This window comes from Halomonas sp. 707B3, assembly GCF_024158645.1.
GTDB lineage: Bacteria > Pseudomonadota > Gammaproteobacteria > Pseudomonadales > Halomonadaceae > Vreelandella > Vreelandella lionensis.
In genome coordinates this window covers 1-20,415 of record NZ_JAMZBE010000064.1, presented here as the reverse complement: position 1 = coordinate 20,415, position 20,415 = coordinate 1, and the positions used below count along the sequence as shown (strand labels likewise).

22 protein-coding genes are annotated in these 20,415 nt (G+C 57.1%); 11 read left to right on the top strand and 11 right to left on the bottom strand.

Annotated features, from left to right (window positions below; translation table 11 throughout):
• The first annotated feature begins 596 nt into the window (after positions 1-596).
• The 4 genes from BIS10_RS10225 (at position 597) to zigA (ending at position 3,479) form a co-directional block, all read left to right on the top strand.
• Positions 597-959: a helix-turn-helix domain-containing protein gene (locus BIS10_RS10225; RefSeq protein ID WP_243470267.1), complete on the top strand. Its 363-nt coding sequence runs from the start codon at positions 597-599 to the stop codon at positions 957-959.
• Positions 960-1,144: 185 nt separating this feature from the next.
• Positions 1,145-1,759 (top strand): class I SAM-dependent methyltransferase, encoded by a 615-nt coding sequence (locus BIS10_RS10220; RefSeq protein ID WP_083023182.1) that lies wholly within the window; start codon positions 1,145-1,147, stop codon positions 1,757-1,759.
• A gap of 117 nt (positions 1,760-1,876) precedes the next feature.
• Complete coding sequence (locus BIS10_RS10215; RefSeq protein WP_083023180.1) at positions 1,877-2,152, top strand: TIGR03643 family protein; 276 nt, start codon at positions 1,877-1,879, stop codon at positions 2,150-2,152.
• A 100-nt stretch (positions 2,153-2,252) separates the two neighbouring features.
• Entirely contained in the window at positions 2,253-3,479 is a 1,227-nt protein-coding gene (gene zigA, locus BIS10_RS10210) for a zinc metallochaperone GTPase ZigA (protein WP_253504977.1), read from the top strand.
• A gap of 10 nt (positions 3,480-3,489) precedes the next feature.
• Here the strand turns inward: zigA and BIS10_RS10205 are convergent, their stop codons facing one another.
• The 6 genes from BIS10_RS10205 to BIS10_RS10180 all read right to left on the bottom strand — a co-directional run bounded on the left by BIS10_RS10205 (position 3,490) and on the right by BIS10_RS10180 (position 8,671).
• Entirely contained in the window at positions 3,490-5,223 is a 1,734-nt protein-coding gene (locus BIS10_RS10205; protein WP_253504973.1) for a SulP family inorganic anion transporter, read from the bottom strand.
• A gap of 68 nt (positions 5,224-5,291) precedes the next feature.
• Positions 5,292-5,720 carry a TIGR01244 family sulfur transferase gene (locus tag BIS10_RS10200; RefSeq protein WP_253504970.1) on the bottom strand — a complete coding sequence of 143 codons (429 nt, stop codon included), beginning with the start codon at positions 5,718-5,720 and terminating at the stop codon, positions 5,292-5,294.
• Between the two features lie 29 nt (positions 5,721-5,749).
• Complete coding sequence (locus tag BIS10_RS10195) at positions 5,750-6,658, bottom strand: MBL fold metallo-hydrolase (RefSeq protein ID WP_253504967.1); 909 nt, start codon at positions 6,656-6,658, stop codon at positions 5,750-5,752.
• Between the two features lie 167 nt (positions 6,659-6,825).
• Positions 6,826-7,044, bottom strand: a complete 219-nt coding sequence (locus tag BIS10_RS10190) for a DUF1653 domain-containing protein (RefSeq protein ID WP_228219052.1) — start codon at positions 7,042-7,044, stop codon at positions 6,826-6,828.
• Positions 7,041-7,889 (bottom strand): tRNA cyclic N6-threonylcarbamoyladenosine(37) synthase TcdA, encoded by an 849-nt coding sequence (gene tcdA, locus BIS10_RS10185; RefSeq protein ID WP_253504964.1) that lies wholly within the window; start codon positions 7,887-7,889, stop codon positions 7,041-7,043. Before tcdA ends, BIS10_RS10190 begins: the two co-directional genes overlap by 4 nt.
• An 8-nt stretch (positions 7,890-7,897) precedes the next feature.
• Positions 7,898-8,671, bottom strand: coding sequence for a pseudouridine synthase (locus tag BIS10_RS10180; protein ID WP_159341120.1), 774 nt, complete (start codon positions 8,669-8,671; stop codon positions 7,898-7,900).
• A gap of 234 nt (positions 8,672-8,905) precedes the next feature.
• On the opposite strand from BIS10_RS10180, the gene sodC reads away from it, so the two are divergent.
• Both sodC and BIS10_RS10170 read left to right on the top strand, forming a co-directional pair.
• On the top strand, positions 8,906-9,439 hold the full coding sequence (gene sodC / locus BIS10_RS10175; RefSeq protein WP_253504961.1) for a superoxide dismutase [Cu-Zn] SodC: 534 nt from the start codon (positions 8,906-8,908) through the stop codon (positions 9,437-9,439).
• Between the two features lie 200 nt (positions 9,440-9,639).
• A complete protein-coding gene (locus BIS10_RS10170) occupies positions 9,640-11,109 on the top strand; it encodes a carbon starvation protein A (protein WP_253504959.1) in 1,470 nt (489 codons plus the stop codon).
• A 113-nt stretch (positions 11,110-11,222) separates the two neighbouring features.
• Here BIS10_RS10170 and bfr read toward each other — a convergent pair whose 3' ends face one another.
• From bfr to lptF, 5 genes are all read right to left on the bottom strand, one after another.
• Entirely contained in the window at positions 11,223-11,708 is a 486-nt protein-coding gene (gene bfr, locus BIS10_RS10165) for a bacterioferritin (RefSeq protein ID WP_083023174.1), read from the bottom strand.
• Between the two features lie 199 nt (positions 11,709-11,907).
• On the bottom strand, positions 11,908-12,114 hold the full coding sequence (locus BIS10_RS10160; RefSeq protein WP_044630650.1) for a bacterioferritin-associated ferredoxin: 207 nt from the start codon (positions 12,112-12,114) through the stop codon (positions 11,908-11,910).
• 158 nt (positions 12,115-12,272) lie between these two features.
• A complete protein-coding gene (locus BIS10_RS10155; RefSeq protein ID WP_253504956.1) occupies positions 12,273-12,749 on the bottom strand; it encodes an RDD family protein in 477 nt (158 codons plus the stop codon).
• A gap of 35 nt (positions 12,750-12,784) precedes the next feature.
• Positions 12,785-13,855, bottom strand: coding sequence for an LPS export ABC transporter permease LptG (lptG, locus tag BIS10_RS10150; protein WP_301282021.1), 1,071 nt, complete (start codon positions 13,853-13,855; stop codon positions 12,785-12,787).
• Entirely contained in the window at positions 13,855-14,934 is a 1,080-nt protein-coding gene (gene lptF / locus BIS10_RS10145; protein WP_253504953.1) for an LPS export ABC transporter permease LptF, read from the bottom strand. Before lptF ends, lptG begins: the two co-directional genes overlap by 1 nt.
• Before the next feature lie 134 nt (positions 14,935-15,068).
• Here lptF and BIS10_RS10140 point away from each other — a divergent pair, with 134 nt between their 5' ends.
• From BIS10_RS10140 to BIS10_RS10120, 5 genes are all read left to right on the top strand, one after another.
• Entirely contained in the window at positions 15,069-16,589 is a 1,521-nt protein-coding gene (locus BIS10_RS10140) for a leucyl aminopeptidase (protein WP_253504948.1), read from the top strand.
• 154 nt (positions 16,590-16,743) lie between these two features.
• Complete coding sequence (locus BIS10_RS10135) at positions 16,744-17,865, top strand: branched-chain amino acid aminotransferase (RefSeq protein WP_083023169.1); 1,122 nt, start codon at positions 16,744-16,746, stop codon at positions 17,863-17,865.
• An 82-nt stretch (positions 17,866-17,947) separates the two neighbouring features.
• A complete protein-coding gene (locus tag BIS10_RS10130) occupies positions 17,948-18,379 on the top strand; it encodes a DNA polymerase III subunit chi (protein ID WP_083023167.1) in 432 nt (143 codons plus the stop codon).
• Positions 18,380-18,438: 59 nt separating this feature from the next.
• Positions 18,439-19,641 (top strand): MFS transporter, encoded by a 1,203-nt coding sequence (locus BIS10_RS10125; protein WP_253504945.1) that lies wholly within the window; start codon positions 18,439-18,441, stop codon positions 19,639-19,641.
• Between the two features lie 62 nt (positions 19,642-19,703).
• A partial coding sequence (locus tag BIS10_RS10120) for a class I tRNA ligase family protein (RefSeq protein ID WP_253504942.1) occupies positions 19,704-20,415 on the top strand: 712 nt, incomplete at its 3' end.

Genomic DNA, 20,415 nt, shown 5'->3' with positions numbered 1-20,415 from the left:
CGGGCTTGCGAAAGCCAACTTGCACGGGGCGAATGATCAAAAAGTGCTCGCTGGCGGTGATAGGGAAAGTGTCGGCGCCGGCTTCACGGATTCAGGATGATAATAAGCGCCTTCGGTTTTGATGAGTGAGCCACGCTGGCAAGCCAAACGCTTTCAAAGCCGAATTGACCGCTATGTGATCATCCTTGAGCCATGCAGCGATTGTCGTTAGCACGACAAAGCAAAACGTCTTGCATCAACCCTCCCTGCTCTTGCTTCTATAACTTTGCATTAGCCATCACTCCGACGGACGTTCTTCAGCGCCCGGATTAATGGTTCTAACCACAACGCGTTAATTATTGAGCCACAGTCGCCGCGATATAACTTTATCAACAGATAAAACTCACTATCTAAACCTTTACGGAACTGCCAACAAATTTATTTTAAATGATTGATTTAATTATATTTAGCTATGCTTTTTTGTTCATCCAGCCAGCCAAGGACAAAAAAACAGCACAGGGATCACATCCTCAACCTTTCAGGGCGATATTCAACCTAAATAGTCCTTCATGTCAATAGGTCGTTACCCAACCATTCAGGTCTACATGGAGGATAGTGTGAATAAAATTGAACAGGAACGGCTAGCCAGTAACATCGGCCGGGCTATCGCCAAACAGCGAATACGCAGCCAATTGACCCAGGAAGAAGTCGCTGAACGATTAGGGGTTGGCAATGAAGCCGTTTCAAGAATTGAACGCGGTCGGGTCATCCCTAACACCATACGCTTATTTGAATTAGCCGAGATATTCAATTGCGATGCAGGGGAGTTATTAGGTCAAGCAAGCGTTCATGTGGACGATCAAACTAAAAGAATAAAAATGCTATTAGCGCCTTTAACGTACCAAGATCGGCAACTAATTCTTGATATCCTTGAAAGCTTAGCGACGCGTTTCCATCAAAATTCCTCGGCAGAGGAGTAGCTCGTCGGGTGCCTTTCTCTTCTATTTGCCGCACGTTTCTCCTCTACAGCAAAGCCCCTATCACCACCACCCTAACCACAGCTGTGCCGCCACTTGTAGTATCTTGGTGGTTCTTGGCGGTTCATGCTATAGGTACATACCATTACGCCACTATTGCTTTATCACTCCCGCTATCGTGAGGGCCTATGCTAAACACTACCACCTGGAATCGCCTTCGCTATAGTGTCTATGCCCCTCTGTATGATGTCGTGGTATCGCGAGCCCTGCGCAAGCCACGCCGTGTGGCACTTGGCCAAGTAGACTGGGAACCCGGCATGCGAGTTTTATTGGTAGGTGCTGGCACAGGCTTAGATCTACACTTTCTACCTCATGAGCTGGAGATACATCTTACTGATCTAACCCCTGCCATGGTCAAACGTGCCCGCGCACGGGCCGAGCGCTATCAACGCGATGTCTCCTGCCGAGTCATGGATGCCACCACGTTAGAGTATCCAGATGAACACTTTGATGTCGTCGTCATGCACCTTATTTTGGCGGTGATGCCAAACCCTGAGCTGGGGCTCGCTGAGGCCTATCGCGTTCTCAAACCCGGTGGGCAGCTATGCGTCATGGATAAATTTCAGCCAGACGCTCAAGCTGCTGGCCTGAGCCGCCGAACCTTAAATGTGCTGACCTCATTTCTCGCCACCGATATTACTCGCCAAGCAACACCACTATTACAACAGGCGGGCTTCCGCATTCGCCACGATGAACCTGTACTCATGAATGGGCTATTTCGTGCACTGCTGGCGGCTAAGTAGCGACGTCTCATTGCAGATAGTGCCACACACCCTCCACAGCTATCTCTGCTATGTATGATAGTGGTAGAGTTATATAGGCGACACTTCTCTATACTCACTAACTGTCCAGGTGCCTCTATGCCCAAAGCTGCTATAAAACGCTTTCGCCACCTGTGTGATGATGAACAGTCACGGGTCATCGAAATGGCCTGGGAAGATCGAACGCCGTTTGACGCCATCGAAAGGCAGTTTGGTCTAGGTGAACCAGAGATCATAGACATCATGCGCTATCAGCTTAAACCAGGGTCATTTCGCTTGTGGCGACAGCGAGTGACAGGCCGCACCACCAAACATAGAGCGCTTCGCTCGCCTGATATCATACGCGGCTACTGTCCTACCCAATACAAACGCTGAGCACACACCTGATCACTCTCTATCCCGGCAGAGACATATTTTCACCGCCCCTTTATTGTTATATTATCACATAACATTCTTGCCTAAAGGTGCCATGATTATGTCTGCGTTCCCTCCCTTACCCGTGACCGTGCTTTCCGGCTTTTTAGGTGCCGGTAAAACCACCGTGCTCAATCATATCCTGGCGAACCGTGAAGGCCGCCGGGTGGCGGTGATCGTTAACGATATGAGCGAAGTGAACATTGACAGTGCGTTAGTACGAGGCGGTCCTGGCGAGTCGATGCTGGACAGCGATATAGCCCTCAACCGCAGTGAGGAACGCCTCATCGAGATGAGCAATGGCTGCATTTGCTGCACGCTACGTGAAGATCTCCTGATTGAGGTCGGCCAGCTCGCTCGTGAGGGCAAGTTTGATTATCTCGTGATTGAGTCTACTGGTGTATCCGAACCACTTCCCGTGGCCGAAACCTTCACCTTTGAAGATGAAAGCGGCCAGAGCCTTTCCCAAGTCGCCCGGCTAGACACCCTAGTGACGGTGGTAGATGGCGCTAACTTCCTCACACAATACCAGGAAGCGAAAAGCCTTGAAGAAGTAGGAGAAAGCCTGAGCGAAGAGGATGAGCGCAATGTTGCTGACTTATTGGTCGACCAAATTGAGTTTTGTGATGTCCTGCTAATTAGCAAGACCGATTTGATCACTGAAAAAGAGCTGGACGCCCTCAAAGCGATTCTACGTTCGCTCAACCCCGAGGCAGAGCTAGTACCCATTCGCCAAGGCGGCGTACCGTTGGAGAAAGTGCTGGATACCGGAAAATTCAACTTTGAACGCGCTCAGCAAGCGCCTGGCTGGCTCAAAGAGCTACGTGGCGAACACATACCCGAAACCGAAGAGTACGGCATTGGCAGCTTCGCCTACCACGCTCGCCGCCCCTTTCACCCTCAAAAGTTTCACGACCTGTTAAACGCCGAATGGTTTGGCAGAGGCCTGCTGCGCTCGAAAGGCTTCTTCTGGCTGGCGACTCGCCCTCGCTATGCGGGCCAGTGGAGCCAGGCAGGTGGCATTGCCCATCACGGCCCGGCGGGCGTGTTCTGGAAAGCCATTCCTGAAGCCGACTGGCCAGAGGACCCAGAGTATCGCCAATTCATTATGGAGAAGTGGCAGGAGCCGTTTGGCGATATGCGCCAAGAACTGGTGTTTATCGGCCAGAACCTAGATGAGACCAAAATGCGTGAAGCGCTGGACGACTGTTTACTCAGCGAGGCCGAACTATTAGAAGGGATGGAGACATGGCAGCAGTTGCCCGATCCATTCCCGGCCTGGGAGTAAAAGCACCACTTCACACCGACACCACCTCAGCACTGGCCGGATGCGCCAACGCCTGCCAGGCGTCGTAGGTGGTAAAGAACACTTGGCCGGTGAGCTCGTGGTAAAACGCCGTGTGCTTTAGGCGATCCATCACCGGCCCTTTCACCTCGGCCAAGTGGAGCATGGCACCGGCGTCTTTCAGCCGACCGTTGATCGCCTCCAGGCTCTCCAGGGCCGAAGCATCGATGACATTCACTGCCTGACAGGTGAGCACAATGTGCTTGATCGACGGCGAGCGGGCGGCCAGCGCCATGACGGTATCTTCGAGATAGCGGGCGTTGGCAAAATAGAGGCTTTCATCGATGCGCAGCATGGCCACATGCTCGTCGGTTTCGACCTGATGGCGCTTCACATTACGAAAATGCTCGGTGCCCGGCACCCGCCCTACCACCGCACTATGGGGCTGGCTGGTGCGGTAAAGGTGTAGCCCCAGCGAGAGCACCACCCCGCTGATAATGCCCACTTCCACGCTGTGCAGAAGGGTCAGCAGCAAAGTAGCGACCATCGCCACCCCGTCGCTGCGGGAGTATTGCCAGGTCCGCTTTACCGCAGTCAAATCAATCAACGTCCCCACTGCCACGATAATCGTGGCGGCCAGCGTGGCAGTGGGTAAAAAGGCAAGTAAGTCAGTGAGTAGCAGCGTGGCCAACACAATCCCAAGCGCTGTAAAAGCTCCCGCCAGCGGCGTTGCTGCCCCGGCTTCAAAATTGACCACCGAGCGCGAAAAACCGCCCGACACCGGCGAGCCACCGCTAACGCCAGCGCCAAGATTCGCCATGCCGAGCGCAATCAGCTCTTGGTTGGGGTCGATACGCTGACGACGCTTGGCGGCCAGGGTCTGCGCCACGGACACCGACTCCACAAACCCCACCAAGCTAATCAGCAGCGCCGCCGGCAACAGGCCGAGCCAGAGCGATTGATCCAGGCTCGGCAGCGTAATGGCAGGCAAGCCACTGGGCACAAAGCCCACCACATCGACCCCGCGTTGCTCCAGTTGGAAGCCCCAGGCCAGCAGCGTGGTCACCACCACGGCCGAAATAGGCGCGGCTTTGACGATTAACCCTGCCCAACTGGCAGGCATTCCCAGCTTGGTCAGCCAGCCATTCAGGCGCTTGCGACACAACCATAGATACACCCACACGCCAAGGCCAATCAGTAGCGTTATCACATTCACCTCCTGCCACTGGCCCAATAGCGCTTGCAGCAGGTCCACCACGTTATGACCAGAAGCCTCGACACCAAAAATGTGCTTCAACTGGCTAATCGCGATCAAAATCCCCGAGGCGGTCACAAACCCGGAGATCACCGGATGGCTGAGAAAGTTGACTAAAAAGCCCAGCCGAAGCACGCCCATCACGATGAGAATGAGCCCTGAGAGCGCGGCCAGCACCAGTGCCGCACCGATATATTCCGGGCTGCCCGGCGCGGCAAAACTGCTCAGCGCCGAGGCCGTCATGAGTGCTGCCACAGCCACCGGCCCTACTGCCAAACTCGCGCTGGTGCCAAAGATGGCGTACAGCACCAGCGGCAGCATGCTGGCGTAAAGCCCCATTTCCGGCGGCAACCCTGCCAGCATGGCGTAGGCCAGCGCTTGCGGCACCAGCATCAGCGTGACGATCACCGCGGCAAGTACATCCCGCGTGAGCAAGCCCCGATGATAGGTTCGCAGCCAGCCGATTAGCGGCACCCAGCGCTCAATGATCATGATGCAGCCTCTTAATAGGTATCTGCTGATACGGGCCTTCGTATTAGGATTTCACGCGTCTTCGATTTTTATTGGGCGCTCCGTTCAAGACCTTGGCGCTGATCCTCCAAGTCCACCCCTGCCGCATGGGCCGCTGAAAACAGTTCCGCCAAATCGCACTGCTCGTGCTGACGCTTGGCGTAGGCCCACAGGTGCGTGGCCCGCTTACCTGAGCGGCAAAATGCCAATAGCGGGCGCGGCAGCTGTTGAAGCGCTTCAGCAAAGGCGCGGATGTCAGCTTCGCTGTACTCGCCTGGTTTCACGGGGATATGCACCCAGTCAAGGCCAAGCTGCTCAGCTTTTTCGCAGTAGCGCGCCTCGTCGGGAAAGTCCTCGCTCTCACCCTCGATGCGGTTACACACCACCGCGTTGAAACCACGGGTTTTTACCTCCTCCAACTCATCCACCGCCAGCGCTGAGGTGATCTCAACGCCTGGCTCTAATGGCTTCGTTTGCATGACCACACCTCCTATTGGTTTGGATAACATCAATCCCAGGCCGCACCTTCCAGGGCATCCAGGGGGATTTTTAGATAGCGCTTGCCGTTGGCTTCTGGTTCCGGCAAGCGACCACCGCGAGTATTCACCTGCAGCGCGTGCAAAATCAGCTTGGGCATGGGCAGCTCGCTATCCCGCTTGCGGCGCAGTGCGATGTACTCCTCCTCGCTTTTGTCTACCAAGTGCGGGTTGTTGGCTCGCTGCTCATCGACGCTGCTCTCCCACTGCGGTTCACGGTCGTCGGGCATATAGTCGTGGCCGGTGAACAGCCGCGTATTGCCCGGCAGCGTGAGAATCTGCTGAATGGAGTCCCACAAGGATTTGGCGCTACCACCCGGAAAATCGGCGCGCGCCGTCCCAAAATCAGGCTGAAACAGAGTGTCATGCACAAAGGCAGCATCACCGATGACGTAGGTGATGGAGGCCAGCGTATGACCAGGCGAGTGCAGCACGCGGGCGCTGAGTTCTCCAATGGCAAACGTATCGCCCTCGACAAACAGCGTGTCCCACTGGCGGCCATCAGTGGGCATCTCCGGCCAGTGGTAGATCTCCTTCCACAGGGCCTGCACTTGCGTGACGTACTGGCCAATCGCCGTTGGCGCGCCGGTTTTCTGTTTTAGGTACTGGGCTGCTGAAAAGTGGTCTGCGTGCGGGTGCGTATCCAGAATCCACGCCACTGTCAGTCCCTCTTCCTTGATATATTTCAGCAACGCATCAGCGCAGAAAGTCGCCGTTGCGCCGGATTTCTCGTCGAAATCCAGCACCGGGTCAATAATCGCGCACTGCTGGGTAGCGGGGTCGCTGACGATGTATTGAACGCTAAAGGTGCGCGGATCAAAAAAGCCCGCCACGTCGGGTGACCCCGCACCGGTGCTTTGAGATAGGGCGAAGGTCTTCATGCTTATCTCCTAGATACGTGAGTATGTCTGCTTGACGCCTATGCGCCAATTATTGTTATAAAGATAGCTAATTATGGAATATAAGCAATTACAACTACAAAAATGCCGCCTCCCTGACAACAGGGGGCGGCAATCCATAAGAGTACTAGTGGCGCAATCGATACGGGCTAAAACGCCTTCTCCAACGCAAAGCGCGGCTGGGTGATCCCCTCTTTCGTCACGCTCTCCGTGAACATCGCTAGCGGGCGCACCCAGAGGCCGTAGTCGCCGTAGAGCGCGCGGTAGACCACCAGCGGCTCTTCGCTTTCGCTGTGCTGGGCGGTGCCCACCACTTCGTACAGGCTGCCTTTGTAGTGGCGGTAAATACCGGGAACGGGAGTGGTCATTCGTTTTCCTCTTGAATGGCTTGAGTGGCGGCGGGCTGATTCGCTTTCTTGGCGAGGCGCTCCAGCACTTTGGAGGCGGCAACAAAGCCAAAAGTGCCGGTGAGAAACGTCGCCGCGCCAAAGCCAGAGGCGCAGTCCAGCCGTGTAGCCTCGTTGCTGCCGGGCTTTTGCAGGCACACTTCGCCGTCGGCACTGGGGTAGACCAGCTGCTCATCGGAGTAGACACACTCCACCGAGAAGCGCCGCTTGGGGTTGCGGGAGAAGCCGTAATCTCGGCGCAGCCGCGAGCGCACTTTGGAGAGCAGCGGGTCGTGCTCGGTGCGGGTCAAATCCGCCACTTGAATACGCGTGGGGTCGGTTTGCCCACCCGCCGCGCCGGTGACGGTAATCGGGATTTTGCGCCGCTTGCACCAAGCGATCAGCGCCGCTTTGGCAATCACGCTGTCGATGGCATCCACCACATGGTCGGCATCCTCAGGAATGCGCTCGGCCAAGTTGGTGGGCGTGACGAAGGCGGTATCCGCGATGATCTCGATCTCGGGGGCAATCAGGCGGCAGCGCTCGGCCAGCACGTCTACTTTAGGCTGGCCAATCGTGCCATCCAGCGCATGGAGCTGGCGGTTAACGTTGGAGACACACACATCGTCCAGATCGATCAGCGTGAGTTTGCCGATGCCCGAGCGGGCGAGCGCCTCGACCGTCCAGCTACCCACACCGCCGACCCCGACCACCACCACATGGGCACGGCGAAATGCCTGCGCCGCACGCTGGCCGTAAAGGCGCCGAATACCGCCAAAGCGGAAGTCATAATCGCTAGAGGAAGTCGTGGATTCATTCAATAACATGGGCTGGCTCACAGTGCTTGCAGGGCAGAAGGCGTGGCAATGGGCGGCGTTCGCACGCTATCTAGAGGTAAATGCCCCTGCCAGCCAAACTGCTCGAACAGATTTTTCATCGTCTCATCCACGGCGCAGCTGAGCTGAATGCGTTTATCCAGCAGCGGGTGATCAAACGCTAAATAGGTCGCGGCGAGCAGCAGCCGCGGGGCGGCCAGCTGCTCGGCAAAAAAGCGGTTGTGGACACTTTTGCCGTGCTTGGCGTCGCCAATGATCGGGTAGCCACGGCGGGATAAGTGGCGGCGAATTTGGTGCCGTCGCCCGGTCAGCGGCCGTGCTTCCACCAGGGAATAGCGCGCCACCGGGTAGCGGTCTACCTGCACCGGCAGCTCTACGCTATCCAAGCGGCGAATATCGGTCATCGCGGGCATGGCAGGCATTTCCGCCTTGGGGCGCGTGCCGTCCTCCTCCCGTAACGGGTAATCCAACCGCTCCTGCTCCGGCGCTTTGCCGCGCACCACCGCCAGGTAGCGCTTCTCTACCTGGCGTTCGCTAAACCCTTCGCTCAGCAGGGCGGCGGCCTCGGAGGAGAGGCCAAACACCATCACGCCGGAGGTGGGCCGGTCCAGCCGGTGCACCGGGTAGACCCGCTTGCCGAGCTGGTCGCGCAGGCGCTGAAGCAGGAACTCGGTTTCCCCACGCGCCAGCGCTGAGCGGTGCACTAACAGGCCGGACGGCTTATGCACTGCTACAAGATGCTCATCCTGATAAAGGATGTTAAGTGGCTGCATGGAACTCCTCGATACATAGGCAGAGCATTTGGACATGAAACAGGGGCGTAAAACAGGCGCATAAAACAGAGATGTGGAATAGCGGGCTATTGTCGCGGCTTGGCACGCCGATGTCATCCGTTGCCAGCACGCTAGGCGGGATTTCGTCGCCATTGGCAGAGTGACGGTAGGCCAACTACTGTTACAGAGTGCCCTTTGTGAGGGCTTCCACGGATAAGGAAAGGAGCAATTATTATGCGCTATTCACTACCCCTTACCGGTATCGCGGCGGGTGTGCTGCTGGCCACCACGGTACAGGCCAATGAACCGCTTAATGTTGAAATGCATAAGGTCAGCACAGACGGTGTGGAGGAGTCTATCGGCACGGTGGCCGTTGAGCATACCGAGCATGGCGTGCTGTTCACCCCTTCGTTAACCGGCCTGGAACCAGGCGTTTACGGCTTTCACGTCCATCAAAATGCCAGCTGTGAGCCCGCCGAGAACGACAGCGGCGAAATGACCGCCGCGCTTTCCGCTGGCGGACACTACGATCCTGACGAGACCGGCACCCACCAGGGGCCTTACGGTGAAGGCCACTTGGGCGACCTACCGGTGCTGACCGTGAATGAGGATGGCGAAGCCAACCTGCCGGTACTAGCCCCACGCTTGAGCATGGAAAACATGCCGGGCCGCAGCCTAATGATTCACGCCGGTGGCGACACCTACGCTGATGAACCCCACCTGGGCGGTGGCGGCGCCCGCATGGCTTGCGGCGTTATCTCTTCTTAACCCTCAATTTGATGGCATTTTCACTTCGGGCAGCCAAACGGTTGCCCGTTTTTCTTTGTTAATCAGCCACTAAAGTCGTAGACCACTAAAGTCGTAAAGCACTAACCGGTACGTCTCTGTACATTCACCCCGGCTAAATAAGCGCGGCTTGCTGCATGGCTGTCCGCTTGACACCCTCCCTGACCAGTTGAGTGCTTTACATGATTACGTTCATTCTCTCGATAGTGTTATTAGTCGTGGGTTACTTTACCTACGGCAAGTTTGTCGAGCGCGTGTTTGTCGCTGACCGTAAGCGTCAAACACCGGCGTTCAGTATGCGCGACGACATCGACTATGTGCCGATGAATACCACGCGCAACTCGCTTATCCAGTTGCTTAACATTGCCGGTGTAGGCCCAATTTTCGGCCCTATCCTGGGTGCTCTCTATGGTCCGGTGGCGTTTGTGTGGATCGTGATTGGCTGTATTTTTGCAGGCGCGGTTCACGACTACCTAACCGGCATGATCTCCATCCGTAACCACGGCGCTCACCTGCCCCAGTTGGCGGGCAAATTCCTGGGCAAAACGATGAAGCACGTGGTGAATGGCTTTGCGATTTTGCTGCTGCTATTGGTCGGCACCGTGTTCGTGACCTCTCCGGCGGCCCTGCTCGCTAACATGACATCGCTGTCGCTGACGCTTATCATCCTGGCGATTTTTGCCTACTACCTGATTGCCACGCTGCTGCCGATTGATAAAGTGATTGGGCGTATTTACCCCTACTTCGGCGCGCTGTTGCTGTTCAGCGCCGCTGGCATCGGCATTGGTTTGGTGGTAACCGGCGCGCCTATCCCGGAGCTCTCGTTCCAGAACATGCACCCGGATAACGCACCGATCTTCCCGCTGCTGTTCCTGACCATCTCCTGCGGTGCGCTGTCCGGCTTCCACGCCACACAGACGCCAATCATTTCGCGCACTACTGAAAACGAAACCAACGGCCGCAAGATTTTCTACGGCATGATGATCGCCGAAGGCGTGATTGCCATGATTTGGGCAGCGGCGGCCATGAGCCTGTTCCAAGGTGAACAGTCGCTTTCCGATGTATTGGCAGCAGGCGGCCCTGCCGCTGTTGTGAGCGAAGTCTCTACCACCATGCTGGGCGCCGTTGGTGGCACCCTGGCCGTGCTGGGTGTCATTGTGCTGCCGATCACCTCCGGCGATACCGCCTTCCGCAGCGCTCGGATGATTATTGCCGACTATTTGAAAGTAGAGCAGAAGCCTATCGTTAAGCGCATCCTGATTGCGCTGCCGCTGTTTGTGGCGTCTTACGCGCTCACCCATATGGACTTCACGCTGCTATGGCGCTACTTCTCCTGGGCCAACCAAACCACCGCCGTGATTGCGCTCTGGACCGGCACGATGTATCTGGTGCTATCGCGTAAGCCCTACCTGATCACCTCGATTCCTGCGGTGTTTATGACCATGGCAACCTTCACCTACCTCGCTTACGCGCCGATTGGCTTTAACCTGCCGCTACAAACCAGCTATATCGTGGCGGCACTCGGCACGCTGATCTGTATTGCGCTGTTTATGAAGCGCGTACGCCGCCTCAGCCGCGCCACCTTTAGCGTGGATGAGCCGGTGCCTGGTGCGCTGGATCAAGACGCTACGCTGGCCACTAGCAATCGGTAAATATCAGGTCAACACTTTGCATTGAAACGCAAAACGGGCAGCCCCAAGGGGCTGCCCGTTTTGTATTAGCTAGCGCTCGGCGCTTAATCGCCTACTGCCAAGCGGACGAAGTCTTATTCTTCGTCAGTGGCCAGTGCCATATGTTTTTGCAGATAGTTCTGGATACCCACTTGCTCGATCAGTTTTAGCTGCGTTTCGATATGATCGATGTGGCCCTCTTCATCGGCCAGCAGGTCACGCAGCAGATCGCGCGTCACGTAATCTTTCACGCTTTCGCAGTAGGTAATGGCTTCGATGTAGTCGTTACGGCCGTCATGCTCAATTTTTAGGTCGCTCTCCAACATCTCTTTAACGTTTTCACCGATGTGCAGCTTGCCGAGATCCTGAAGGTTAGGAATACCTTCCAAGAACAGGATGCGCTCAATCAGCTTATCAGCGTGCTGCATCTCTTCGATGGACTCATCGTACTCCCACTTGGCCAGCACTTTCAGGCCCCAGTCTTTGTACATCTTGGCATGCAGGAAGTACTGGTTGATAGCGACTAGCTCATTGCCCAGTGCGATATTGAGATGCTGAATAACCTTCGGATCACCTTTCATGCCATCACCTTTTTTAGCGTACAAGTCTTATCGGACAGTACTTAAGCGTACTGTTTTTCAAAAGTACCATTACATTAACTAAGGAGTATAGGCCATTAAAAGGCTTACTCCCAACGATGCTGGGAGTATAGACAGGAAAGAAAAAATTTCAAATAAATCAATTATTTGCTAACGATAAGCCTAACAAGAGTGATTCGCGTCATACGGCGTAAGCAAGACTCATATCAGACTCTAAGCGGGCAGCTTGAACGGCCTCACGGGTGAGCGACTTGGCAAAGCAGGCGCACTTGCCGCACTGAGTCCCGCAGCCAGTGGCTTCGCGTACTTCTCGCCAGCTGCGCGCTCCGTCGCTAACCTGTTGGCGAATCTGGTGGTCGGTTACTCCCTTGCACACACATACGTACATGGCAACACCTCATAAAAATCATGAGGTGAATGTAAATGATTCGCATACATCTTTTCAAGTAGAAAACGTTGTTCTTTAGTATCGATTCGCCTTAAGGCAACTAAAGTTTTCGCTAACCTACTGGCTGAACAAATATTTTCTCTCCAGCTGCTGAAAAATTATTTTTTCGGCAGCACCACGGTTTCAGTCTTGGAGGCGATGTCTGGCCAGCTTCTACGCTGCCCATCAAACAGCACCCACCAGTAGCCAATGCCTAAGGCGGCAAGAGAGAGCCATGCCGTCGCGCAGCGAATCAGGCTCTGCTTTAAGGTAATCGCGTGGCCATCCAGGGTTTGCACGCGCAGCCGCCAGGACTGCATGCCTAGCGTCATCCCTCCTCGCCGCCAGGAGTAAACAAAAAACAGCGTCACAAAAAACAGCAGCATCAGCCGCAGGCTCCAAATATCCACTGCGGTGGTACCAATTTCCTCTGCCGTTTGGCCCAGCACAAAGCGAAAAAACACCAAATGTACCACGGTAACGGCGATCCAAATGGCCGTGACTAAAAAGCCGTCGTAGAGCATCGCGCCTAAGCGGCGGCCTATTCCTGCCGGCCAAACGTCATCTAATTGAGTGAAGCGTCGCGTGTTTGTCACTGTGTTGTCCCCTGTTTCAACCTAATGCGAGCCGGCTAGCCATTACGACGCAAGAAATAGATCCCTACCACCGCACAGGCCAGCGTTGGCACCAACACTGCCCAAACGGGTGAAAAGCCAAAAATGGTGGAGGCGGGTGCCAGCAAATCCTGGACATATTTAAAGATGAGCCCCGTCACCACGCCAAAAAATACCCGCGTACCCGCCGCCACAGAGCGCAGCGGGCCAAACACAAACGAGGCAGCAATCAATACCAACGAGCCCATGGTGAGTGGCATGAGCACTTTCTGCCAGAAGTAGAGCAGCGGCTGATCCGCCTGCAGGTTTTGGCTTTGTAGGAAGTTGGCGTACTCCCATAGCTCGCTGGGGGCTTGGCTTTCGATATCGCGCAGTAGCCGCTCCAACTGAGTGGGCGTGAGCGCCGTTTCCCAGGCGGCGGCTGGCTGGTAGTCCGATTCGGTGCGGTCATCGAAAATGCGTGTAGTGGTGACACCCTCCAACAGCCAGGCGCCCTCGTCCCAGTAGGCGCGATTAGCATGAGTAGCTTCGATCACGCGGCGCTCATCAAAGCGGTAGCGGGTTAAATCCAGCACCACGTTATCCGCCCGAATGGCACCAAAGCGGTAAACGCTATCGCCTTCGAACTGCCAGCCGCTGCGAGTCACCAACATGGCACCCTCACCTTGGCGCTGCTCTAAGCGCCACGCTTCGGCGTACTGCTCGGTCCGTGGGCTGACAAACTCCGCGACGAGTAGCACGACCACAACCACCAGCAGCACGGGCTTCATCACGCCCCACACAATTCGCGCCAGCGAACGGCCAGCAGCACGCATCACCGTGAGTTCATTGCTAGAGGCCATGCTACCCAGGCCAATGAGCGCACCAATCAGCACCGCCACTGGAGCGTACTGATAAAAGCGCCAGGGCAACCTCATACCTAAATAGAGCAGCACGTCTAGTGCGCTATAGTCGCCCTGGGTGTCGCCTAAATCACCAATGTAGGCAATGGTGATATCCAGCCCCAGCAGTACAAACTGCACCACCACAATGGCTGCAAGCACGTTGCGGGCGATATAGCGATCCATTTGATCCATAGCGATCAGCATTAGCGCATTCCTTTACGTTGTGAGTGCCACAGCAGCAGCAATCCAAGCCCTAAGAACAGGCCATGCACGGGCCACACACCCACGGCAACCGCTAGAGAGCCACCGCCAATAGCATCCACCGCTGCCAGCAACAGGCTTAAATAGGCGACGTAAAGAAATACCGCAGGAAGTAGCTTGCCAAAGCGCCCTTGACGCGGATTCACCCGAGAGAGCGGCTGGGCCAATAGCGCCAAAATAAATACCATTACCGGCAAGCCTGCCCGCCACTGAAACTGCGCCTGCGCTCGTGGGTCTGGGTCGTTCCACAGCTCAGCGGTGGTCGCATACTCAAGCGAGTTTAACTCCTGGCGATCACGGCTTAGCCCCAGCCGCAGCGTATAGCGCTCAAAAATTAAGCGTTCTGCATCACGCCGACCTGGCGTTACGCCGTAGCGCTCACCATCTTCTAACACTAAGAAGCGGCTGCCAGTCTCGACACTTGTCTCCTGATAGCCCGTTCCTGCTCGCGTAATATAGCTATGCGTCTTTTCAGCACCGGCCATAGGCTGCTCATGCACCAGCACCTCCTGCATTTCCGTGCCGTCGCTATTGAAGTCAGTGATATAGGCTGTGCGCCCGCCGCCAAAATCTTGGAAACGCCCTGGCGCTAGCACTGAGACATCTAAACGGCTGCGCTGCTCTTCTAATGTGGCCTCAGTTTGCAACGCCCCGGCAGGGGTTAGCCACAGGCTACACAGCCCTACCAACACCGCGACCACCGTTGCGGGCAGCAGGGTTACCCGTAAAAGCCGAGTGGGGCTCATACCGCAGGCCACCATGACGGTGATTTCGCTGTTCATATAGAGCTGCCCATAGGCCAACAAAATGCCTAAAAAAAACGACAGCGGCAGGATCAGTTCCATAAACCCAGGCAGATGAAAAACCATCAGGCTGCCTAGAATCGTGACGGGAAAATCGCCCTCGGCGGCGTCCGAAAAGTAACGGATAAAACGGCTGCCCATAATCACCAGCAGCAGGATGCCCGCCACAGCGGACATCGTCAGTAACACTTCGCGAGTTAAGTACCGAAATAAAATCAACGCACTCTCCGACTAGTGGTGCAGGTTGCCATGCAATGCGCCCATGGCTTGGGTACACTAATCAAACTGGTAGCAAACACTAAATAACGGGACATTATCCCGAATCACTCGTTGCTTGTCTTGTTGGAGACGTCATGGAATTTTCCGTTCAGACCGCGAACCCAGCCAAAGCCGAAACGGCTTGCCTCGTTCTCCCTGTTTATAAAGGTAGCGATTTACTGCCCGCTGTCGCCAAATTAGACGACGCCAGCGAGCGATTAATCGGCCAGCTATTGGAACGTGGCGATTTTGATGCGGTACTGGGCAACACTCAATTGGTGCCCTTCGCGCCGGGCCTGGGGGCCGACCGCATTCTGCTGGTAGGCTTGGGTGAGCGTGACAAATGCCAAGAGGCTGCGTTTATTAAAGCCTTAGACGCTGCGATGACGGCCCTAACCAAGCTTCCCATCGATGAAGCCTGCGCTACCTTTACCGATGTGCCATTGGCAGATCGCGACGCTGCTTGGAAGGCCCGCAAAACCCTGGAAGCCGTCGAGCGCGCCATCTACCGGTTTGACCAATTCAAGTCATCCCCCGCCAAAGCGCCCAGCTTGGCGAAGCTCACGCTGATTGTTAGCGATGCAGACGACGCCCCCCTGGCCAAGCAAGGCGCCGCCCTAGGCACCGCCATCGGCCAGGGCATTAATTTCACCCGCACGCTCGGCAACCTACCGGGCAATGTGTGCACGCCTCGTTACTTAGCTGAGCAGGCAGAAGCGCTGGGGCGTGACTCTCAAGGCGCGCTCGCCGTCGACATTTTAGACGAAGAGGCACTGGAAGCCCTGGGCGCTCATTCACTGCTTTCAGTAGGCCGTGGCAGCGTCGAGCCAACACGACTCATCGTGATGAAGTACCAGGGTGCAGAAAACCCAGAGGAAGCGCCCCACGTACTGGTAGGTAAAGGCATCACCTTCGATACCGGCGGTATTTCGCTGAAGCCCGGCGAAGGTATGGATGAGATGAAGTTTGATATGGGCGGCGCGGCCAGCGTCTTCGGTACCGTCAAAGCCGTGCTTGCCATCAAACCCAAGCTCAACGCCGTGTTTATCGTTGCCGCTGCCGAGAACATGCCTGATGGCGCCGCCACCAAGCCGGGCGACATCATAAAAACCCTGAAAGGCCTGACGGTTGAAGTGCTCAACACCGATGCCGAAGGCCGTTTGGTACTGTGCGACGCCCTCACCTACGCCGAGCGCTTTACCCCGGCCAGCGTGGTCGATATCGCCACCTTAACGGGCGCGGCCATTATTGCCCTTGGCCACCACGCCACCGGCCTGCTCTCCAACGACGATGACCTAGCGCTTGATCTGCTGGATGCTGGTGAAACCGCCTGGGACCGCGCGTGGCACCTGCCGCTATGGGATGAGTATCAGGAGCAGCTGGACTCCAACTTCGCCGACTTAGCCAACATTGGCGGTCGCCCGGCGGGTACGATTACCGCCGCCTGCTTCCTATCACGCTTTGCCGACCACTTCCCTTGGGCGCACCTGGATATTGCAGGCACCGCTTGGCATTCGGGCAAACAAAAAGGCGCCACCGGCCGCCCGGTGGGTCTACTGACCCAATACCTGCTCGACCGTGAAGCCGACGCCCAAGTCGAAAATGGCGACGCCTAACCACACAAACAGACCAACAATGGTTGCCTTTCGTTAACGCAACCGTTAAACCTGAAAGTATGAGCGTGTGCCATCGGTTAACAGGCGCACGCTACCCCAAACGATACGCTTATATATGCCCTTCGGGGCTTGGCTCTAGCGGAGAGAACACGCCGTGCCCACAGCTTCAGATGCTCAACTTGAATCGCGTTTTGAAATTTTGCCGTCCAACCAGCCGACGGCCGATGACATTCGTGAAAACATCCTGCAAAACCCAGGATTTGGTAAATATTTCACCGACCACATGGCCCACGTGCGCTGGACCGTCGATGCCGATTGGCACGGCCACCAAGTACGCCCCTACGGCCCGCTCACCCTGGACCCCGCCGCTTCCGTGCTGCACTACGGCCAGGAGATTTTCGAGGGCATCAAGGCGTACCGCCATGCCGATGGCTCTATCTGGACCTTCCGCCCAGAGAAAAACGCCGAGCGTTTTCGCCGTAGCGCCCGCCGCCTAGCGCTGCCCGAGCTTTCCGATGACGACTTCATCGGCTCGCTGAAAGCACTGCTGGCCCAAGACCACGCCTGGGTACCCACCCCGGCTAGTGAAGCCGACGAGTGCAGCCTCTACCTTCGCCCGTTTATGATCGCCTCAGAAGCCTTCCTTGGCGTGCGCCCGGCTCACGAAGTCGACTACTACGTGATTGCATCCCCGGCGGCGGCCTACTTCAAAGGCGGAATCGAGCCGGTCTCTATCTGGCTCTCCTCACACTACAAGCGCGCGGCCCCTGGAGGCACCGGCTTTGCCAAGTGCGGTGGCAACTACGCCGCATCGCTGGCCGCCCAAAAAGAAGCCGCTGCCAACGGTTGCAGCCAGGTCGCCTTCCTGGACGCTGCTGAAAACAAGTGGATCGAAGAGCTGGGTGGCATGAACCTGTTCTTCGTTTACAAAGATGGCCGCATCGTCACACCGCGCCTGACCGACACCATCTTGGAAGGCGTGACCCGTAACTCTGTCCTCACCCTGGCCAAAGACGCGGGCCTCACCCCCGAAGAGCGCGCGATCAGCATCGACGAGTGGCGCGAAGGGGCCGCCTCCGGCGAGATTACCGAGGTCTTCGCCTGCGGTACGGCTGCCGTGATTACCCCGGTGGGCGAACTGGTCACGGAAAACGAGCGTATTCGCCTGCAGGGCGATGGCAATAACGAAGTGGCTAAGCGCATTCGCAAGACACTGCTCGACCTTCAGTATGGCCGCAGCGACGATAAATACGGCTGGCTGACCCGCTTGGTATGACCCTCTAGCGTTACCCAACACCTGGCCGCCACTCACCGTGGCGGCCAGGCTGCCAAGCGCGTTGACCCCGCTGGAGCCACCGATGGCACGCATCGATTTTTATATTCTGCCCGATACCACCCTTGAAGCGCGTTTACAGTTCGCCTGCAAGCTCGCCGAGACGATCCACCGCAAAGGGTATCGACTGCACCTGCACTGCGAAGACAAAGCGCTGGCCGAACAGGCCGACGAAGCGCTGTGGCAGTTCCGCGATGATGCTTACCTGCCCCATGCATTGGAAGATAGCGAGCTAGCCGACAGTGTGCCCATCACACTAGGCTGGCAGCAGCTACCGGTGCCCACTGAAGAGACGGCGCTGCTTAATCTACACCCCGATATTCCCGATGGTATTGAGCACTTCGCCCGAATTGCCGAGATCATCAACCAACACCAACACGTGCTGGTCGCTAAACGCGCCTGCTGGCAGCGCTACAAGGCGCTTGGGCATGAGGTCGTGCCGCATAAGCTGGGGTAGCGCTCTGCACGTTAAACGTCCCAAGCCCCATAACAACAACTCAATGGATGAGATTGCCTATGCTTTCCCATACCTTTCTAGCCCGCACGCCGCTAGCGGTCATCGTCATCGCCCAGCTGTTTGGCACCTCGCTATGGTTTAGCGTTAACGGTGTCGGCTTAGCGCTGCAGGACGCCGTAGGCCTTAGCGAGAGCGACCTCGGGCTGCTCACCATCTCCGTGCAGGCGGGGTTTATTACCGGCACCCTGCTGATTGCGACCACTGGCTTGGCCGACCGCGTGCGCGCCAGCCACCTGTTTGCGATGTCTGCTGTACTTGGCGCGCTGATTAACGCGGCCTTTATTAGCGTCGCAGATAGCGTCACCTTGGCGGCAGTGGCACGTTTTTTAGTCGGGCTTTGTCTGGCGGGCATTTATCCGCTGGGCATGAAGCTGGTGGTGAGCTGGACACCCACTCACGCAGGCTCGGCGCTTGGCTGGCTGGTCGGTATGCTCACCCTCGGCATTGCTTCGCCGCACCTGCTGCGTGGCCTTACCCTACACCTGCCTTGGCAGTGGCCGCTGCTGTTGGCCTCTGCCCTCGCCCTATTGGCTGCGCTGATGATTTTCCAACTCGGCGTTGGGCCACACCTTCCGGCTAAGGCCAACGGCGGGCGGCCCTGGGCGGGGCTTGCCGCATTTAAGCAAAAGAACTTCCGCGCCGCCGCGCTAGGGTACTTTGGCCACTGCTGGGAGCTTTACGCCCTCTGGGCGCTGGTGCCCTTTTTGGTCGCCAGAGAGCTGGAACGCTTAGGCGCGGCCCCGGGCCTGCAGCCGTGGCTAAGCTTTGCGGTCATCGCCTTGGGGCTTCCCGGCTGCGTATGGGCAGGCTGGTGGAGCCGACGTATCGGTAGCGCGCGGGTCGCGTTTATCGCGTTGGCGGTATCTGGCACCCTGTGCCTTATTTATCCGCTGCTAGGCGGCCTCTCCCCCTGGCTGCTGCTGGCGCTGCTTGCCCTATGGGGCGTTAGCGTGATTGCCGACTCTGCCCAGTTCTCTGCCCTGGCGTCTGCCAGCGCGCCGCCGGAGCGGCTGGGCGCGGCGCTGGCCATGATGAATGCGATTGGCTTTGGCCTCACGATTCCCTCCATCGCGCTGGTCACGGCGCTATGGGCAAGCCAAGGGCCTTGGGTGATTTGGTGGTTGCTACCTGGGCCAGTGCTTGGGCTGATAGCCATGCGTGGATTGCACCTACGGACGCATCTCCGCACAACACAACCCTGACGAGCGCGGGGCGTTCGCGCTATACTTGCTCCCATTTTTTGCAAGCCGTGAGCCGACTCCCCATGGAAAAGACCTACCAACCCGAACAGATCGAAACCCGCTGGTACGAACGCTGGGAAGCCGATAACCGCTTCGCCCCGTCTGGCCGCGGCAAGCCCTTCTCGATCATGATTCCGCCGCCCAACGTGACCGGCAGCCTGCACATGGGCCACGCGTTCCAGGACACCATCATGGACACCCTGACGCGCTGGAAGCGAATGCAGGGCAACAACACCCTATGGCAGGTAGGCACCGACCACGCCGGTATCGCCACGCAGATGCTGGTGGAGCGTAAGATTGCCGCCGAAGAGGGCAAAACCCGCCACGATCTCGGCCGCGAGGCGTTCATCGATAAAGTGTGGGAGTGGAAGGAAGAGTCCGGTGGCCACATTACCCGCCAGCTGCGCCGCATGGGCGCCAGCGTAGACTGGAGCCGCGAACGCTTCACCATGGACGACGGCTTCTATAAAGCGGTTCAGGAAGTCTTCGTGCGCCTGCATGAAGAGAAGCTGATCTATCGCGGCAAGCGCTTGGTGAACTGGGACCCTACCCTGCACACCGCCATTTCCGACCTGGAAGTGGAAAACAAAGAGCAGCAGGGCAGCTTCTGGCACTTCCGCTACCCGCTGGCCGACGGCGTCAAAACCGACGACGGTAACGATTACGTGGTGGTCGCCACCACCCGCCCCGAAACCCTGCTGGGCGATACCGGCGTGGCGGTTAACCCGGAAGACC

What these genes read in the sequence shown, in the direction of transcription:
- BIS10_RS10190 (WP_228219052.1), bottom strand. Translation starts at nt 7,044, where the DNA reads ATGACCACTCCCGTTCCCGGTATTTACCGCCACTACAAAGGCAGCCTG.
- bfr (WP_083023174.1), bottom strand. Translation starts at nt 11,708, where the DNA reads ATGAAAGGTGATCCGAAGGTTATTCAGCATCTCAATATCGCACTGGGC.
- zigA (WP_253504977.1), top strand. Translation starts at nt 2,253, where the DNA reads ATGTCTGCGTTCCCTCCCTTACCCGTGACCGTGCTTTCCGGCTTTTTA.
- BIS10_RS10220 (WP_083023182.1), top strand. Translation starts at nt 1,145, where the DNA reads ATGCTAAACACTACCACCTGGAATCGCCTTCGCTATAGTGTCTATGCC.
- BIS10_RS10170 (WP_253504959.1), top strand. Translation starts at nt 9,640, where the DNA reads ATGATTACGTTCATTCTCTCGATAGTGTTATTAGTCGTGGGTTACTTT.
- lptG (WP_301282021.1), bottom strand. Translation starts at nt 13,855, where the DNA reads ATGCTGATCGCTATGGATCAAATGGATCGCTATATCGCCCGCAACGTG.
- BIS10_RS10125 (WP_253504945.1), top strand. Translation starts at nt 18,439, where the DNA reads ATGCTTTCCCATACCTTTCTAGCCCGCACGCCGCTAGCGGTCATCGTC.
- BIS10_RS10195 (WP_253504967.1), bottom strand. Translation starts at nt 6,658, where the DNA reads ATGAAGACCTTCGCCCTATCTCAAAGCACCGGTGCGGGGTCACCCGAC.
- BIS10_RS10130 (WP_083023167.1), top strand. Translation starts at nt 17,948, where the DNA reads ATGGCACGCATCGATTTTTATATTCTGCCCGATACCACCCTTGAAGCG.
- BIS10_RS10140 (WP_253504948.1), top strand. Translation starts at nt 15,069, where the DNA reads ATGGAATTTTCCGTTCAGACCGCGAACCCAGCCAAAGCCGAAACGGCT.
- BIS10_RS10160 (WP_044630650.1), bottom strand. Translation starts at nt 12,114, where the DNA reads ATGTACGTATGTGTGTGCAAGGGAGTAACCGACCACCAGATTCGCCAA.
- BIS10_RS10215 (WP_083023180.1), top strand. Translation starts at nt 1,877, where the DNA reads ATGCCCAAAGCTGCTATAAAACGCTTTCGCCACCTGTGTGATGATGAA.
- BIS10_RS10200 (WP_253504970.1), bottom strand. Translation starts at nt 5,720, where the DNA reads ATGCAAACGAAGCCATTAGAGCCAGGCGTTGAGATCACCTCAGCGCTG.
- sodC (WP_253504961.1), top strand. Translation starts at nt 8,906, where the DNA reads ATGCGCTATTCACTACCCCTTACCGGTATCGCGGCGGGTGTGCTGCTG.
- BIS10_RS10205 (WP_253504973.1), bottom strand. Translation starts at nt 5,223, where the DNA reads ATGATCATTGAGCGCTGGGTGCCGCTAATCGGCTGGCTGCGAACCTAT.
- tcdA (WP_253504964.1), bottom strand. Translation starts at nt 7,889, where the DNA reads ATGTTATTGAATGAATCCACGACTTCCTCTAGCGATTATGACTTCCGC.
- BIS10_RS10180 (WP_159341120.1), bottom strand. Translation starts at nt 8,671, where the DNA reads ATGCAGCCACTTAACATCCTTTATCAGGATGAGCATCTTGTAGCAGTG.